The sequence below is a fragment of the Roseisolibacter sp. H3M3-2 genome (assembly GCF_029211165.1).
Classification (GTDB): domain Bacteria; phylum Gemmatimonadota; class Gemmatimonadetes; order Gemmatimonadales; family Gemmatimonadaceae; genus Roseisolibacter.
Genome location: NZ_JARGEK010000074.1, coordinates 1 through 16,531, shown reverse-complemented (window position 1 = coordinate 16,531; position 16,531 = coordinate 1). Strand labels below are relative to the sequence as shown.

Genomic DNA, 16,531 nt, shown 5'->3' with positions numbered 1-16,531 from the left:
GCCGCCTCGTCGGCGCGGCCGGCCGCCGCCTCGGGGGCGCGGATGACGCGCGCGCCGCGCGACGAGGCCGCGGTGCTGCGCGGCGCCGAGGTGGCGTTCCAGCCGGTGGCCGTGCTCGCGGAGCTGGTGCGCACGCGGAAGGTGACGCCGACGCAGCTCACGGAGCTGTACCTGTCGCGCATCCGGACGCACGACCCGGTGCTGAAGGCGGTCATCACCGTCACCGAGGACCGCGCGCGCGCGCAGGCGCGGCAGCTCGACGACGAGATCGCGCGCGGGCGGTGGCGCGGCCCGCTGCACGGGATCCCGTGGGGCGCGAAGGACCTGCTGGCGGCGAAGGGCTACAAGACGACGTGGGGCGCGGGCCCCTACAGGGAGCAGGTGATCGACGCCGACGCCGAGGTGGTGCGGCGCCTCGACGCGGCGGGGGCGATCCTGGTCGCGAAGCTCACGCTCGGCGAGCTGGCGCAGGGCGACGTCTGGTTCGGCAACGGGCCGACCGACGCCGGCGCGAACGAGACGACGCGGCAGGGGCAGCGCACGCGCAACCCGTGGAACACCGAGCAGGGGGCGAGCGGGTCGAGCGCGGGCCCCGGCAGCGCGACGGCGGCGGGGCTGGTGGGCTTCGCGATCGGGAGCGAGACGCTCGGCTCGATCTCGTCGCCGTCGACGCGCAACGGCGTGACCGGGCTGCGCCCGACGTTCGGGCGCGTGCCGCGCACCGGCGCGATGGCGCTGTCGTGGACGATGGACAAGCTCGGGCCGATGTGCCGCTCGGTCGAGGACTGCGCGCTGGTGCTCGACGCGATCCAGGGGCCGGACGGCGCCGACCTGACGTGCCTCGACGCGCCGTTCCGGTGGGACGCCGCGATGCCCCTGCGGCGCATCCGCGTCGGCTACGTGCAGGCGGCGTTCGACGCGCCGGCCGCCGACCCGCAGAACCCGCAGCGCCCCGGGCGCCCCGCCAAGGCGTTCGACGACGCGGCGCTGGCGGTGCTGCGCGACACGCTCGGGATCTCGCTGATCCCCGTCGAGCTGCCGGACGCGCCGTTCGACGCGATGCGGCTGATCCTGACCGCCGAGGCGGCGGCGGCGTTCGACGAGCTCACGCGCTCCAACCGCGACCGCGAGCTGGTGCAGCAGGGGCCGAACGACTGGGCGACCACGTTCCGCACGGCGCGCTTCATCCCCGCGGTGGACTACATCAACGCCAACCGCGTGCGCACGACGCTGATGCGGCAGTGGGCGCGGGTCTTCGACGCGGTGGACGTGATCGTGACGCCGACCAGCGCGCCGGGGCTCAACCAGCTGCAGGCGACGAACCTCACCGGGCACCCCGCGCTGATCCTGCCGCACGGCTTCACGGCGCAGGGGACGCCGGTGTCGCTGACCTTCCTCGGGAAGCTGTTCGGCGAGGCCGAGCTGCTGCGCGTGGCGCACGCGTACCAGCAGGCGACCGGGTTCCACCTGAAGCGCCCGGCGAAGTTCGCGTGAGGGTCCTCGTCACCGGCGCGGCCGGCTTCCTCGGCTCCCACCTGACCGACCGCTTCCTCGCCGACGGGCACGCGGTGGTGGGGATGGACAACTTCATCACCGGTCGGCCGGAGAACCTCGCGCACCTCGCGCGGCACGAGGGGTTCTCGTTCGTGCGGCACGACGTGAGCACGCCGTTCGCCGTCGACGGCCCGCTCGACGGCGTGCTGCACCTCGCGTCGCCGGCCAGCCCGGTCGACTACCTGGAGCACCCGATCGAGACGCTGCGCGTCGGCGCGCACGGCACCGACCACGCGCTCGCGCTCGCGCTGGCCAAGGGGGCGCGCTTCTTCATCGCGTCGACCTCCGAGGTCTACGGCGACCCGCAGGTGCACCCGCAGCCGGAGTCGTACTGGGGGCACGTCAACCCGGTCGGCCCGCGCAGCTGCTACGACGAGGCCAAGCGCTTCGCCGAGGCGCTGACGATGGCGTACCACCGCGCGCACGGGGTGGACACGCGCATCGTCCGGATCTTCAACACCTACGGGCCGCGCATGCGCCCCGACGACGGGCGCGTGGTCTCGAACTTCGTCGTGCAGGCGCTGCGCGGGGAGCCGATCACGATCTACGGCGACGGCTCGCAGACGCGCTCGTTCTGCTACGTCGACGACGAGGTCGAGGGGCTGTACCGCCTCTTCCTGCACGGGACGCCGGAGCCGACCAACGTCGGCAACCCGGCGGAGTACACGGTGCGCCAGCTCGCCGAGCGGGTGGCGGCGCTCACGGGGACGCGCTCGGAGGTGGTGTACCGCGACCTGCCGGTGGACGACCCCCGGGTGCGGCGCCCCGACATCACGCGCGCGCGCGAGACGCTGGGGTGGGAGCCGCGCGTCCCGCTGGACGAGGGGCTGCGCCGCACGATCGACTACTTCGCGGCGCGCCTGGCGTCCGCCGAGTGAGCACGCACCTGCGGGACCGCATCGCCGACGCGCTGCGGCAGCGGGTGGCGGTCGGTCTGCAGCGCGGCGCGCTGCGCCCCGGCGACCGCCTGCCGACGACGCGCGAGCTGGCGGCGGACCTCGACGCCGACGCGCGCGTGGTGGCGGCGGCGTACCGTGCGCTGGCCGACGAGGGGCTGGTCGAGATCCGCGCGCGCGCGGGGGTGTACGTGGCCGCGCTCCCCGGCGACGCGGCGCTCCCGGGCACGCCCCCCGCCGCCTGGCTGGCGGAGGTGCTGGCGCAGGGGATCGCGCGCGGCGTCGCGGTGCCCACCCTCGGCGCGTGGGTGACGCGCGCGACGACCGCCAAGCCGGCGACGGCGGCGGCGATCGCGGGCACGCTCGACCAGGCGATGGGGCTCGCGCGCGAGCTGCACGACGACTTCGGGATCGCCGCGCAGGGGGTGCTCGCCGAGACGCTGCGCCCGGGGGAGCGGCTCCCGCGCGCGGTGGAGCGCGCGAACCTGCTGGTGGCGACCGAGCTGACGGCGCCGATGGCGCGCAAGCTGGCCGACCGGCTCGGGAAGCGGCACGTGGTGATCGACGTGCGCCCCGACCTGCTGAGCCCCGAGTGGCGGCTGCTGCTGGCGCGCGCCGCGTACGTGGTGATCGCCGACCCGCGGTTCGGCGCGCTGGTGCACGCGCTGCTCGCCGACGCCGACGGGGCGACGAACGTGCGGCTGCTGGTCGCGGGGCGCGACAGCCTGTCGGAGGTGCCGCCCGAGGCGCCGACCTACGTCACCGAGGCCGCGCGCGAGCGGCTGGGGCGGACCGGGCTCCCGGGGCGCGTGCTGCCGCCGGCGCGGACGCTGAGCCTGGAGTCGACGCTGGCGATCGCGCGGGTGCTGGTGGAGAGGAATTTGGCGGCCGGGTAGGGCGAACGCGGGAGGAGCGAACTCGGGAACGGCGAACACGGGAACTGCGAACACGGGAACGGCGACCTCGGGAGCGGCGACCACGGAAGCCACGAGTTCGCCCCTCCCGAGTTCGCCTCATCGAGTTCGCCTCATCCGAGTTCGCCCTACTCGTATTCGCCCTTCCCGAGCTCGTGTCGCACCGCCCCCTCCACCGTCGGGTGGCGGAACCGGAACCCGGCGGCGAGCAGCGCCCGCGGGACCGCGCGCTGGCTGGCGAGGAGCATCGCGTCGGCGAACTCGGCGCCGAGGGCGAGGCGGAGGGCGAAGGCGGGGGCGGCGGCGAACGACGGGCGGTGGAGCACGCGGCCGAGGACGCGCGTGAAGTCGGCGTTGGTCATGGGCTCGGGCGACACGACGTTCACGGGGCCGCGCAGCGCGTCGTGCGCGATCGCGAAGTGCAGCGCGCCGACCACGTCGTCGAGCGCCACGAGGCTCATCCACTGGCGCCCGTCGCCGAGGCGGCCGCCGGCGCCGAGCCGGAAGGGGAGCATCAGCTTCGGCAGCGCGCCGCCGGCGGGGGTGAGCACGACGCCGAGCCGCGCGTGCACGACGCGGATCCCGGCGCGCGCGGCGGCGTCCGTCGACGCCTCCCACCGGCGCGCGACGTCGGCGAGGAATCCGGTTCCCGGCGCGCTGTGCTCGTCGAGCACCTCGTCGCCGCGGTCGCCGTAGAGGCCGACCGCGCTCGCCGACACCAGCACCCGCGGCGGGCGCTCCAGGCGCGCGAGCGTCCCGGCGAGCAGCGTCGTGCCGCGCACGCGGCTCTCCTCGATCGCGCGGCGGTGCGCGTCGGTCCAGCGCTCCGACACGCTGGCGCCGGCGAGGTGCACGACGGCGTCGACCCCCTCGAGCGCGCGCGGGTCGAGCGTGCCGGCGTCGGGGTCCCACCGCACGTCGCGCAGCTGCGGCGTCCCCGCGTCGCGCGGGGCGCCGCGGCCGATCCGCACGACCGTGTGGCCGCCGGCGGTGAGGAACGGCACGAGCGCCGAGCCGACGAGCCCCGACGCGCCGGTGACGGCGACGGTGAGCGGCGGCAGCGCGGCGGCGGCGTGGCGTTCGAGGTCGGCGGCGGTCACGGCGTGACGGTAGCGGAAGAGGCGCGCCAGCTCCGCGCGCGCGACGGGCGCCCCCAGCGCGCCGAGCGGGCCGAGGGGGAGCGCGAGGTCGACCTCGTCGGTGAGGACGCTGGCGGCGTCGCCGTCGGGCTCGACGCGGTGCAGGTGCGACCAGCGCGCGAACGGCCCCTCGAGCTGCACGTCGCGGAACTGCCGGCCGGGGACGTGGTCGCGGTGCTCGACCACCCAGCGCGGCGGCACGACCAGCTCGACCAGCGGGTCGAGCGCGGGGTGCGGCGCGACGTGCGCCTCCAGCTCGACGCGCGCGCCGTCGGTGACGCGGCCGTCGGTGCGGCGCACGCGCACGCGCTGCCACGGCGGCGCGAGGCGCTGGAAGGCGCCGGGGCGCTCGTGCCACGCGAACAGCGCGGCGGCGGGGACGGGGACGCGGACGGAGCGGGCGAAGCGCACGCCATCCCAACGCGGCGGGGCGCCGACGGTTTCCCGCGCCGCGGGCGCGCGCCGGCGCTCAGTCGCCGAGCTGGCCGCCGTTCTCGCCGTCGACGAGGCGCCACAGGTACCACGACGCGACGGTGCGCCACGGCGCCCACGGCGCGCCGAGCGCCGCCACCTCCCTCGGCGTCGCGAGCGCCGGCAGCCCGTACGCGAGCTGCACGCCGCGCTGGATGCCGAGGTCGAGCTCCGGCAGCAGGTCGGGGCGGCCGAGGCGGAACATGAGGAAGATCTGCGCGGTCCAGCGGCCGACGCCCTTCACGCGCGTGAGCGCGGCGATCGCCGCGTCGTCGTCGAGCGCGTCCACGTCGTCGAGCGGCACGTCGCGCGCGGCGACGCGGGCCGCGAGGTCGCGCAGGTAGCCGATCTTCTGGCGCGACAGCCCGGCCTCGCGCAGCCGCGCGTCGGAGGTGTCGAGCAGCTCGCGCGGCTCGGGGGCGCGGTCGCCGTAGAGGGCGTGGAAGCGGCGGTGGATGGTGCCGGCCGCCTTCCCCGACAGCTGCTGGTACACGATCGAGCGGCACACCGCCCCGAAGTGCGTCCCCTCGGCGCGCGGCGCGAACGCGCACGGCCCCACGGCGTCGACGACGGCGCGCATCACCGGGTCGGCGGCGCGGAGGTGGGAGACGGCCTCCTCGTAGTGCATGGGGGGAAGCTAGCGGTGGGCTGCGGGCTGCGGGTTCGGATCCGCAGCCCGCAGCCCGCAGCGTCCTGCTAGTGCCCCCCCCGGTCCTCCTTCGACCGGTTGCCGCCGCCCTGCCCCACGCTGCGCACGCTCGCGCTGTGGTGCTGGTCGCCGCCCTGCGGGTGGGCGGTGAAGCCGCCCCGCCCCTGGAACTCCTGCGGGTCGTGGCCGTGCGTCCGCATGTCGATGTCGCGGCGGTTCTTCTCGCTGTTCTTCTCCGCCTCGTCGTGCTGCGTGCGGTTCTCGAACAGGCGGTGCCCGCCGTCGCGGTTGGCCGCCGGGTTGTCGATGCGGCGCTCGTGCTCCTCCTTGTTGTCGCCGCGCGCCTGCGGGTCCTGGTCGCCGCCCCCGCCGCGCCGCGAGTGGTCGCTGATCCCGGCGAGGAAGGCCTCGCGCGTCTTCTCGCCCTGCTGCCCCTCGGCGTGGCGCTGCGCGCCCTTCTGCTCGCCGCGCGGGTCGTCGCTGTGCTTCGGCTTGCCCATGCCATGCTCCTGTGGTGATGGGGGCCCCCCGAGTGGCAACCGCCATGCCCCACCCCGCGCACGCCCGGGGTCGCGGCGGGTCGAACGACCCTCGACCGGCGTCGGGTGGCGCACGACTTTGCCGCATCGGAGCGGGGGGAGGCCGTCCGGGGATCCCCGACGACGTCGGCGGCTTCGGCCGACTGGCGACGCCCCGCCGGCTCCGTTTCCTTGTCTTCGACGATGCGTCCCGCACCCCTCCACCGTCTGGCCGCGCTCTGCCTCGGCCTGCTCTACCTCCTCGCGTGGGGGGAGCCGGTGGCGTGGCATCCGTGCCCGATGCACGACGGGACGGGGATGGCGGTCGCGACGGCCTCGGCCGGCGACGCGCACGGCGGCCACGCGGCGCACGCCGCGCACGCCCCGGCCGCCGAGCAGGCGGCCCCGGCCGACGCCGACCAGTCGGGCGGGCACGCCTGCGACTGCCTCGGCCACGGCTGCTGCGCGGCGGGCGTCCTCGCGCCCACGGCCCAGGCCGTCCGGTGGCGCGTCGTCGTGGCGCGCCGCTTGGCGGCCGGCTGGCGCTTGCGGGCGGGCGTCTGCGCGGCTTCGGCGACCTCGAGCGTGGTCGCGACGGGCGCCGGCGCGGTGAGCGCGAGCGGGCCGGCGAGCAGACCGAGCAGGAGCGTGGCGAGCGGGACGGCGGTACGGCGGGCGGTCGGGCGGAGGGCGGACGGCGACTTCATGACGGGGCGGCGGGCGGCGGGCGGTCGGGGCGGGGCGCTCGCCCCTCCGACGATCACCCCTGCACGCACGCCACGTTCCGCCGCGCCGCGCGGTCGCCGCCGCCGCTCAGACCTTGAAGACCACGTTGCGGCGCCACGCGACCCAGAGCAGGGCGCCCCAGAAGCCGACGAAGCTCAGCGCGAAGGCGAGCGACGCGTTGCGCGGGGAGAGCCAGGACGCGAAGAGCGCGTCGTGCACCGCCTTCTGCAGCGCGACCGGCCTGCCGCCGACGTCCACCTTGAGGATCGAGTAGATCAGGCGCGCCATGATCCCCGAGCCGATGAAGGCGAGCATCGGGTTCACGCCGAACCAGACGAAGGGGCGCGTCCACCCGGCGTAGCGATGCACGTCGACCGTCCACATGACGGTCGCCAGCGTGACCGCGGCGGTGCCGGCGGTGAACAGCGTGTAGGAGCTCGTCCAGAGCGACTTGTTGATCGGGAAGACCCAGTGCCACATCAGCCCGAACATCATCGCCAGCGCGCCGGCGGCGAACAGGCCGTTGAGGCGCTCGGGGAGCCCGTGGTCGCGGCGGCCGATCCAGCGGCCCGCGAGGGTGCCGAGCATCACCGAGCCCGCGGCGGGGAGGGTGGAGAGCAGCCCCTCGGGGTCGCGCAGCCCGCCGCCGCCGGCCCACAGGTGCGCGGGGGTGAGGAGCGTGCGGTCGAGCCACGCGTCGAGCGTGTGCCCCGGCTCCCCGAGCAGGAAGAGGCCGATCGTGTCGGTTCCCGGCACCGGGAGGAGCGTCATCGCCAGCCAGTAGCCGTAGAGGAGCGCGGCGAGGACGACGACCTGCTGCTTCACCGTCGTGCGCAGCGTGAGCAGCCCGGCAACGATGTACGCGAGGCCGATGCGCTGCAGCACGCCCATGATGCGGAGGTGCTCGAAGCGGTACGCGACGCGGTCGAGGAACGACGGGTCGGGGAGCCCGCGGATCTCCCCCCACTGGAAGAAGGGGAAGGCGCTGAGCGCGAGCCCGAAGAGGAAGATCAGCGCGCCGCGCCGCACGAGCTGCCGCACGAGCGTGCCCGTCGTGGCGCCCTGCGCGCGGCGGGCGCCGAGCGACAGCTCGGTGGTGATGCCGACGATGAAGAGGAAGAACGGGAAGATCAGGTCCGTCGGCGTCCACCCGTGCCACTCGGCGTGCGCGAGCGGCGGGTAGATCGCGGCCCACGAGCCGGGGTTGTTCACGAGCAGCATCCCGGCGACCGTCATCCCGCGGAAGACGTCGAGCGAGAGGAGCCGCTCCTTCGCGCGCGGCGGCGGCGCGGCGGCGCGCGGCGCGGGCGGGGTCGCCTCGCGCGCGGGGGCCGGGGGGGCGAGGGTGGCGCTCACGTCGGGGTCCCCGCGCTCACGCCGACTGCTCGGGGGCGCGGCGGGCGAGCTTCCACCCGTCGGCGGAGCAGGTCGCCTGGTAGCGGCGCGGGGCGGCGCTCCGGCCGTCCTCCTCGCCGCCGACGTAGTGCCCCTGGAGGCGGATGACGGCCGCGCTGTCCTGCCGCGTCGCCTCGCGTAGCACGACGAGCATGGTCGTGTAGTCGCCCTTGTCGTGCAGGAGCTGGCGGGCCTGCGCCTGCAGGGCGGGGGAGCCGGGGAAGAGGTACATCGGCCCCTTGTCCTGGAGCGCGCGCTGCCCGGCCTCGGGGAGCGCCGAGTCGGTGCCGACGGCGACGAGGAAGCGCTGCGGCTTGGGGGCGGCGTTCCGGATGTAGTCGGCCACCGCGAGCGTCAGCGGCGCATCGGTGCCGGGGGCGCAGCGCGTCGCGGCCTCGGCGGTGTCGCCGATCGCCTTCCGCGAGCGGGCGATCAGGCTCTCCTTGTCGTCGCCGCGCTCGGGGGCGCCGCAGGCGGCGAGGAGGGCGAGGGCCAGCAGGGAGGCGACGGGCGGGGGCGCGACGGGCCGGGCGGTGCGGGATGTGCGGCGCATTACCAAAAGGTGGGGCCCGGGCCCGGGAGTGTCGAGGGTGGGCTTGCCGGCTCCCGCCCCCCGCTCCCTATTCTCCGAGAGCCCCCGCCCCCGCCGCACGGCCGCGACCCGGGCGCCGGCCCGCACCTTCACAGCACCGAAGGAGGGACGCACATGCTCGAGCAGCACCGGACTCTGCGTGAGGGCGTCGTCGCCGGAGCGCTGGCCGCCACGGCGGTCGCGATCTGGTTCCTGCTACTCGACTCCGTCGCGGGACGACCGCTCGCCACGCCGTCGATGCTCGGCGCGTCGCTCAGCTCCCTCTTCGGCATGCCCGGCACGCCCACGCCCGCGGCGGCGATCGTGGGCTACACGTTCTTCCACTACGCCGCGTTCGCGGTCGCGGGGCTCATCGGCGCGACGGTGATGAACAACGCCGAGGAGGAGCCGTCGGTGCTCATCGGCTTCTTCATCCTGTTCATCGCGTTCGAGATCGGGTGGTACGGGCTGTCGGCGATCCTCGCGCGCTCGGAGTTCTTCGGGCAGCTCGCGTGGTACCAGGTGTTCGTCGCGAACCTCATCGCCGCGGGGACGATCGGGACGTACCTGTTCCGCCGGCACCCGGGGCTCGCGAGCCGCTTCGCGCACTCGCTCGCCGGCGACGAGGCCGAGGCCTGACCGGCCGCCGGACGCACGAAGGGCCGGCGCTCGCGGCGAGCGCCGGCCCTTCGTGTTTCCGTGAGCCGTCAGACGGTCGCCCAGCGCCGCAGCGTGCGGGTGGGGACGGGCGCCGCCGGCGCGTCCGGGGGCGTGGGGGCGCGCGGGGTGCGGAGCATCCGGACGCGCGGGGCCGACGGCGCCATCGGGGCCATCGGCGGCATGGGCGGCATGCCGGGCATCGGCGCCATGGGCGCGAGCGCGCGGAACATGACGTCGCCGTCGCCGCCGATGATCGTCATCCCGCCCTGGTCCCTGAACACGTCGGCGGCGCGGCCGGCCTTCACGGTCACGGTGCGGTAGCGCCCCTCGCTCCACACGCGCAGCGTGAGGTCGTCGCCGGGCTTCGCCTTGCGCAGCTCGCGCGTGAAGCGCGACGCGCGCGCGCTCCCCGACAGGCGGTCCTCCACGTCCTCGCGCGGGACGCGCACGTCGACGTCGTTGATCGCGGCGATGCGGTCGCCCTCGACCAGCCCGGCCTTCTCGGCGGGGCCGCCGCTGGTGACGCTGGCGACGAACAGGCCGAGCGTGTCGCGGCGCGAGCCGGACGGCTGCACCGACAGGCCGAGCGCGGGGCGGCGCTCCTGCTGCGCGCGCGCCGAGTCGCGCCAGGCGCGCATCCGATCCATGGCGCGGCCGCGCCCCGCGGAGTCGCCGAACACGTAGCCGCCGGGGAAGGTGCGCACCTCGAAGTCGCCGCGCGCCAGCTCGCCGCCGGCGACCGTCTTCACCTTCACCGTGCGGCGCTCGCCGCCGCGGGCGAGGACGAGGGTGACCTCGTCGCCGGCCTTGAGGGCGTCGAGGGCGCGGGTGAGGCGGCGCGCGCCGACGTCCTGCAGCTCGGGGTCGTCGGCGTCCTCGCGCGGGATCGCCAGCGAGGTGCCGTTCACGGAGAGGATGCGGTCGCCCTCCTCGATCCCCGCCTTGTCGGCCGGGCTCCCCTCGCGGACGTCGACGACGCGCACGCCGCGGTCGTCGCCGCCGCCGAGGGAGACGCCGAGGACGGCGCGGTCGTCGTCGGCGTCGAGGCGGCGGACGCGGATCGAGCCGCCGTCGCGGTCGACGATCACCGAGCGGTCGCGCGAGGGGGCGAGGACGCGCGCGCGGACCTGCGCGTCGAGGGCGAGCGGGAACGCGCCGGCGGCGGCCAGCGCCAGCGCGGCGAGGGGGGGCACGAGGGGTCGCATGGGGCAGTGGCTCCGGTGTGACGGGGGTCTGCCACGTCGGACACCGGGGCGCCGGGGGAGGGTTGCCGCCCCCGCCGGCACGCCCCGCGGCGCACCCGGCGGCGCCCCGCCGCTCAGCCCTTCCCGCCCTCGGCCGGCACCTCGGTGCTCGCCTCGGCCAGCGTCTCCTGCGCCTCCTGGTGGTCGGCGGCGTCGGCGGCCGGCGCCTCCTGCCGCGCGGCGGCGTCGGGCTCGAGACTGAGGACCACGCAGACCGGGAAGTGGTCGGAGCCGACGTAGTCCAGCCGCTCCATGGAGACCAGCCGGAACTGCTTCGAGAAGAAGACGTGGTCGAGCGGCCAGCGGAGCCCCGGGTACCGCGCGTGGAAGGTGCTGTAGAAGCCGCGCCCCTTCCGCGGGTCGAGCAGCTGCGACGTCTTCTGGAAGAGCCGCGTGGTGTGCGACCAGGCGACGTCGTTGAGGTCCCCGAGCACGATCGCCGGGAGCGGGGCGTCGCACACGCGCTTCCCGACGACCAGCAGCTCGGCGTCGCGCGCCAGCGACTCGTCGCTCTCGCCGGGGGCGGGGGGGCGCGGGTGGACGCAGTTGAGCCACACGCGGTCGCCCGAGCGGAGGACGACGCGCGCCTGCATCGACGGGATGTCGTCCTGCAGCAGGAAGTCGATGCGCGCGTCCTCGAGCGGGAGGCGGGAGTAGAGGAGCATCCCGTACGTGTTGGGGAGCGCGCAGCGCAGCCCGTGCGGGTGCGAGGCCGCGAAGGCGGCGTCGAGGCGCTCCTGCCACCAGGCGTCGGTCTCGACGAACACCATGACGTCGGCGTCGGCGCCGCGCGCGACGGCGGCGAGTCGGTCGGCGTCGCGGTTGGTCTGGAGGACGTTGCTCTCCAGCAGCGCGATGCGGCGCGCCGGGTCGGCGCGGTCGCTGCGCTCGACCTCGCGCGGGGCGAGGCGCGTGTAGCGCCAGATCGCGGCGCCCTGGATCAGGAGGACGGCGCCGAGCAGCGCCTGCCCGCCGACGTGCACGACGCCGGCGTGCCGGTCGCCCCAGCTGAAGGCGGCGAGGGCGAGCGCGGCGGCGACGAACAGCTGCACGCGCGGGAAGTCCCACACGCGGATCCACCACTGCTTCGCGCGGACGAACGAGAGGGCGGTGGCCACCACCGCCACCGCCCCCAGCCCCGCCGCGCCCCACCCGAGCCACGCGCGCGTCACGCGTCTCCTCCGTCAGACCACGAGGTTGAGCAGGCGGCCCGGCACGAAGATGATCTTGCGCGGCTCGCCGGTCACGAACTTGGCGATCGCCGGGTCGGCCATGGCCGCGGCGACCGCGTCCTGCTGCGACGCGTCGGGCGCGAGCTGCACGGTGCCGCGCGTCTTCCCGTTCACCTGCACGGCCAGCGTCACGCTCTGCTCGGCGGCCAGCGCCGGGTCGAACGCCGGCCACCCCGCGTCGAGCACGCTCCCGTTCCCGCTGCCGCCGCGCTCCCACAGCTCCTCGGCGAGGTGCGGCGCGAACGAGGCGACCAGCTGCACGAGCGGCATCACCTCGTCGCGGTGCGGGGTGCGCTCGCCCTTCCGGAGCACGTTGACGTATTCCATCATCGCGGCGATCGCGGTGTTGTACGACAGGCGCGGGAGGTCGTCGCCGACCTTGCGGATGGTCTGGTGCAGCTTGCGCAGCACGGCGGCGTCGGGGGCCCCGTCGGCCGTCATGTCGCGCGCGCTGGCGTACAGCCGGTCGAGGAAGCGCCGCACGCCGCTGATGCCGGCGTCGCGGAAGTCGCCCCCCTCCTCGTACGGCCCGAGGAACATCAGGTAGGTGCGGAAGCTGTCCGCGCCCCACCGGTCGATGTACTCGTCGGGGTTGATGACGTTGCCCTTCGACTTGGACATCTTCGCGCCCTCGCGGATGATCAGGCCGTGGGCGCGGAACTTCGTGAACGGCTCCTCGAAGTCGATGTGCCCCATGTCCTTCAGGACCATCGTGATGAACCGCGAGTAGAGCAAATGCAGGACCGCGTGCTCGTTGCCGCCGACGTAGCTGTTGACCGGCAGCCACTTCCGCGTGAGCGCGGGGTCGAACGGGATGTCGTCGCGGCGCGCGCTCGGGTAGCGCAGGAAGTACCACGCGCTGTCGAGGAAGGTGTCGCTGACGTCGGTCTCGCGCCGCGCCTCGGCGCCGCAGCGCGGGCACGGGGTGTGGTACCACGACGCGTCGCGGGCCAGCGGGCTGACCCCCGAGTCGTCGGGCTTGAAGTCCTCGAGGAACGGGAGCGTGACCGGCAGCTGCTCGACCGGGACGGGCACCGTGCCGCAGGCGTCGCAGTAGACGACCGGGATCGGCGGCCCCCAGTAGCGCTGGCGCGAGATGCACCAGTCGTGCAGCCGGTAGTTGGTGACGGCGCGCCCCTGCGCCTGATCGGCCAGCCAGGCGACGATCGCGTCCTTCCCCTGGGGGACGGTGAGCCCGTCGAACCGGCCCGAGTTCACCAGCCGCGCGTCGTGCGCGTGCACGTGCGCGCCCTCGGCCACGGGCGTGTCGGCGTCCTCCCCCTCGGAGGCGACGACGCGGACGATCGGGAGCGAGAACTTGGTGGCGAACTCGAAGTCGCGCTCGTCGTGCGCCGGCACGGCCATGATCGCGCCGGTGCCGTACTCCATGAGCACGTAGTCGGCGATCCAGACGGGGATCAGCTCCCCGGTGGCCGGGTTGCGCGCGTACGAGCCGGTGAAGACGCCGGTCTTCTCCTTGTCGACCTTGCGGCTGACGACGTCCTGGCGCGCGGTGGCGGCGCGGTAGGCGTCGACCTCGGCGCGCCGCCCCGGGAGCGTCAGCGCGTCGACCAGCGGGTGCTCGGGGGCGAGCACGAGGTAGGTCGCGCCGAAGATCGTGTCCACGCGCGTGGTGAACACGGTGATCGGCGTGCCGGCCATGACCATCGGGTCGCCGGCGACGGCGGCGTCGTCCTCCGGCGGCAGGTCGCCCGAGCGCGGCACCAGGAAGTCGACCTGCGCGCCCTGCGAGCGGCCGATCCAGTTGCGCTGCGCGGTCTTGGTGGTGTCGGACCAGTCGAGCCAGTCGAGGTTCTGCAGCAGCCGCTCGGCGTACTCGCTGATGCGGAAGAACCACTGCTCGAGGAAGCGCTGCTCGACCGGCGTGCCGCAGCGCTCGCACAGCCCGCCCTCGACCTGCTCGTTGGCGAGCACGGTCTTGTCGGTCGGGCACCAGTTGACGGCCGCCTTCTTCTTGTAGGCCAGCCCGCGCTCGAGGAGCTGCAGGAAGACCCACTGGGTCCACTTGTAGTAGTCCGGCTGGCTGGTGTCGACGGCGTAGCGCCAGTCGACCATGAGCGCGGCGCGGTCGAGCTGCCGGCGGAAGTTGCCGACGTTGCGCGGCGTCATCGTCATCGGGTGCACGCCCATCTTCAGGGCGTAGTTCTCCGAGTGGATGCCGAACGCGTCGAAGCCGAGGGGCTGGAAGACGGTGTGCCCCATCTGCCGGTGGAACCGGCCCTGGATGTCCGTGCCCGTGAAGGCGAAGAGGTTCCCCACGTGCAGCCCCTCGGCGGAGGGGTAGGGGAACATCATCAGCTGGTAGAACGGGCGCGCGCCGTGCTCGAGGTCCACGGCGTGGGTGCCGCGGTCCTGCCAGCGCTGCTGCCACTTCCGCTCGACGGCGGTGGGGTCGTAGACGTCCTTCGGCTCGTGCGCCGCGGGCGTCTGGGTGGGGACGGACATACCTGGGCTCGGACGGGGGTGAACGTGCGAATCTAGCGGGTCCGTCTGCGGGGCAGGTTCGCAGCGTGGGCGGGGGGCCGGCGGGGGTGCGCCGGCTCGCGAATCGAAGATTCGAGGTCGCTCGGCGCACCCCCGCCGGCCCCCCGCCCCCGACCACCCCCGAGGAACGAAGGCGAACGGGGCGCGGGGGGCGAGGGGGTCGGCCGAGCGACCTGAGAAATCGTGGCGCGGAGACGCGCAGCGGCTCCGCCTGCGATTTCTCCGAGCCGGCCGACCCCCTCGCCCCCCGCGCCGGCGCGACGATGGCCGCCGCGCGGCTGGACGTGGGAGAACGGCGCCGGTATAACGGGGCACGGCGCGGGGCCGGAGCGGTTCCGGGCGCGCCGACTCACTCGAGGAGCCCCATGCCGGCATCCCGCCGAGTCCCGGGCCGCCCGTTCGCGGCGGCCGTCCCGATCGTGGTGGCCGCGCTGGCGTGCGCGGACGCGCCCCGGCCGCCGACCGCGGCCGACGACGGCGCGGCGAGCGTGACCGCCGTGCCGCGGCGCAGCTTCACGCTGGTCGACGACCCGGTGCTGGTGGGGGCCGGCGACGTCGCGAGCTGCGCGTCGAACGGCGACGAGGAGACGGCGCTCCTGCTCGACGGGATCGCGGGGACGGTGTTCGTGGCCGGCGACATCGCCTACGAGTCGGGGACGGACACCGAGTTCGCCAACTGCTACCAGCCCTCGTGGGGGCGCCACAAGGCGCGCACGCGGCCGGCGCCGGGGAACCACGAGTACAACTCCGGCGGCGGCGGCTACTACCGCTACTTCGGCGCCGCGGCCGGGACGGCGGGGGAGGGCTACTACAGCTACGACGTCGGCACCTGGCACGTCGTCGCCCTGAACAGCAACGTCGCCGCCGACGGCGCGTCGGCGCAGGCGCAGTGGCTGCGGCAGGACCTGGCCGCCAACCCGCGCGCGTGCACGGTGGCGTACTGGCACCACCCGGTGTTCAGCTCCGGGTGGCACGGCAACAACCCGAAGATGGCGACGCTCTGGCGGATCCTGGATTCCGCCGAGGTGGACCTCGTGCTCGCCGGGCACGACCACCACTACGAGCGGTTCGCGCCGCAGACGTCGACCGGCGTCGCCGACCCGCGCGGGATCCGCCAGTTCATCGTCGGGACCGGCGGGAAGGAGCTGCGCGGCGTGTCCATCGTGCGCCCGCACAGCGAGGTCCGCGAGAGCAACACGAACGGCGTGCTGCGGCTGACGCTGCACGACGGGAGCTACAGCTGGGCGTTCGTGCCGGTGGCGGGGCGGACGTTCACCGACGCGGGGACCGCGGCCTGCGTGACCGGCGCGACCACGCCGCCGCCGGAGAACCGCGCGCCGGTCGCGGCCGCGGGCGGCCCGTACGCGGGGATCGAGGGGGCGCCGGTGACGCTCTCGGCCGCCGGCTCGACGGACGCCGACGGCGACGCGCTGACGTACACGTGGGCCTTCGGCGACGGCGGGAGCGCGACCGGCGTCACCGTGTCGCGCGCGTTCGGCGACGACGGGGCGTACACGGCGACGGTGACCGTCTCCGACGGCCGCGGCGGGTCCTCGAGCGCGACGGCGACGATCGCGGTCGCCAACGCGGCGCCGTCGGCGACGTTCGTGGCGCCGGGCGCCGTGTCGGCGACGGCGGCCTACACGCTGGCGCTCACCGGCGCCACGGACCCCTCGCCCGTGGACCGCGCCTCGCTGCAGTTCGCCTTCGACTGCGGCACGGGGGCGTTCGGCGCCTACGGCGCGGCGACGTCGGTCACCTGCCCGGCGGCCGGCGCGACGGGGAAGCGCACGGTGCGCGGCCGCGTGCGCGACGAGGACGGCGCGACGCGCGACTACGCCGCGCCGCTCAACGTCAACAAGAAGAAGTAGTCCGAAGCAGCAGCCGGCGCGGTCGGCGGCGGCGCGCCTCAGTCGGCGCGCGCCGCCCCGTCCGCGGGCGCCAGCCAGCCGCGCCGCCCCGCGACCTCGACCAGCACGTAGTCGCCGAACCGGCCGTACACCGGCGCGTCGACCGCGCGGTCGACCACGCCGACGTCGGGGGCGCCGACGTCGGGG

At 75.3% G+C, this 16,531-nt stretch carries 14 protein-coding genes; 5 read left to right on the top strand and 9 right to left on the bottom strand.

The window, feature by feature from the left end; genetic code table 11:
* From PYV61_RS08640 to PYV61_RS08630, 3 genes are all read left to right on the top strand, one after another.
* Nucleotides 1-1,494 (top strand): amidase (locus PYV61_RS08640; protein ID WP_275830389.1); only part of this gene is annotated, 1,494 nt, incomplete at its 5' end.
* Nucleotides 1,491-2,432: a UDP-glucuronic acid decarboxylase family protein gene (locus PYV61_RS08635; RefSeq protein ID WP_275830387.1), complete on the top strand. Its 942-nt coding sequence runs from the start codon at nucleotides 1,491-1,493 to the stop codon at nucleotides 2,430-2,432. The genes PYV61_RS08640 and PYV61_RS08635, both read left to right, overlap by 4 nt.
* A complete protein-coding gene (locus tag PYV61_RS08630; RefSeq protein WP_275830385.1) occupies nucleotides 2,429-3,346 on the top strand; it encodes a GntR family transcriptional regulator in 918 nt (305 codons plus the stop codon). The genes PYV61_RS08635 and PYV61_RS08630 overlap by 4 nt, the downstream gene beginning before the upstream one ends.
* A gap of 146 nt (nucleotides 3,347-3,492) precedes the next feature.
* Here the strand turns inward: PYV61_RS08630 and PYV61_RS08625 are convergent, their stop codons facing one another.
* The 6 genes from PYV61_RS08625 to PYV61_RS08600 form a co-directional block, all read right to left on the bottom strand.
* Nucleotides 3,493-4,914, bottom strand: coding sequence for a TIGR01777 family oxidoreductase (locus PYV61_RS08625; protein ID WP_275830383.1), 1,422 nt, complete (start codon nucleotides 4,912-4,914; stop codon nucleotides 3,493-3,495).
* 58 nt (nucleotides 4,915-4,972) lie between these two features.
* Entirely contained in the window at nucleotides 4,973-5,602 is a 630-nt protein-coding gene (locus tag PYV61_RS08620; RefSeq protein WP_275830381.1) for a hypothetical protein, read from the bottom strand.
* A 68-nt stretch (nucleotides 5,603-5,670) separates the two neighbouring features.
* A complete protein-coding gene (locus PYV61_RS08615; protein WP_275830379.1) occupies nucleotides 5,671-6,123 on the bottom strand; it encodes a hypothetical protein in 453 nt (150 codons plus the stop codon).
* Between the two features lie 272 nt (nucleotides 6,124-6,395).
* Nucleotides 6,396-6,848, bottom strand: coding sequence for a hypothetical protein (locus tag PYV61_RS08610; RefSeq protein WP_275830377.1), 453 nt, complete (start codon nucleotides 6,846-6,848; stop codon nucleotides 6,396-6,398).
* Nucleotides 6,849-6,954: 106 nt separating this feature from the next.
* The gene (locus PYV61_RS08605; RefSeq protein ID WP_275830375.1) at nucleotides 6,955-8,223 is read right to left on the bottom strand and encodes a DUF5009 domain-containing protein; all 1,269 of its coding nucleotides are present in this window, start codon (nucleotides 8,221-8,223) and stop codon (nucleotides 6,955-6,957) included.
* Between the two features lie 16 nt (nucleotides 8,224-8,239).
* Nucleotides 8,240-8,815 (bottom strand): hypothetical protein, encoded by a 576-nt coding sequence (locus PYV61_RS08600; RefSeq protein WP_275830374.1) that lies wholly within the window; start codon nucleotides 8,813-8,815, stop codon nucleotides 8,240-8,242.
* A gap of 153 nt (nucleotides 8,816-8,968) precedes the next feature.
* On the opposite strand from PYV61_RS08600, the gene PYV61_RS08595 reads away from it, so the two are divergent.
* Nucleotides 8,969-9,472, top strand: a complete 504-nt coding sequence (locus PYV61_RS08595; protein ID WP_275830372.1) for a hypothetical protein — start codon at nucleotides 8,969-8,971, stop codon at nucleotides 9,470-9,472.
* 68 nt (nucleotides 9,473-9,540) lie between these two features.
* Here PYV61_RS08595 and PYV61_RS08590 read toward each other — a convergent pair whose 3' ends face one another.
* The 3 genes from PYV61_RS08590 to leuS all read right to left on the bottom strand — a co-directional run bounded on the left by PYV61_RS08590 (nucleotide 9,541) and on the right by leuS (nucleotide 14,435).
* The gene (locus PYV61_RS08590) at nucleotides 9,541-10,698 is read right to left on the bottom strand and encodes a PDZ domain-containing protein (protein ID WP_275830370.1); all 1,158 of its coding nucleotides are present in this window, start codon (nucleotides 10,696-10,698) and stop codon (nucleotides 9,541-9,543) included.
* Between the two features lie 113 nt (nucleotides 10,699-10,811).
* A complete protein-coding gene (locus tag PYV61_RS08585) occupies nucleotides 10,812-11,909 on the bottom strand; it encodes an endonuclease/exonuclease/phosphatase family protein (protein WP_275830368.1) in 1,098 nt (365 codons plus the stop codon).
* 12 nt (nucleotides 11,910-11,921) lie between these two features.
* Nucleotides 11,922-14,435, bottom strand: a complete 2,514-nt coding sequence (gene leuS / locus PYV61_RS08580; protein WP_275830366.1) for a leucine--tRNA ligase — start codon at nucleotides 14,433-14,435, stop codon at nucleotides 11,922-11,924.
* 404 nt (nucleotides 14,436-14,839) lie between these two features.
* Between leuS and PYV61_RS08575 the strand changes: the two genes are divergently transcribed.
* Nucleotides 14,840-16,345 carry a PKD domain-containing protein gene (locus PYV61_RS08575; RefSeq protein ID WP_275830364.1) on the top strand — a complete coding sequence of 502 codons (1,506 nt, stop codon included), beginning with the start codon at nucleotides 14,840-14,842 and terminating at the stop codon, nucleotides 16,343-16,345.
* Nucleotides 16,346-16,531: the final 186 nt, after the last annotated feature.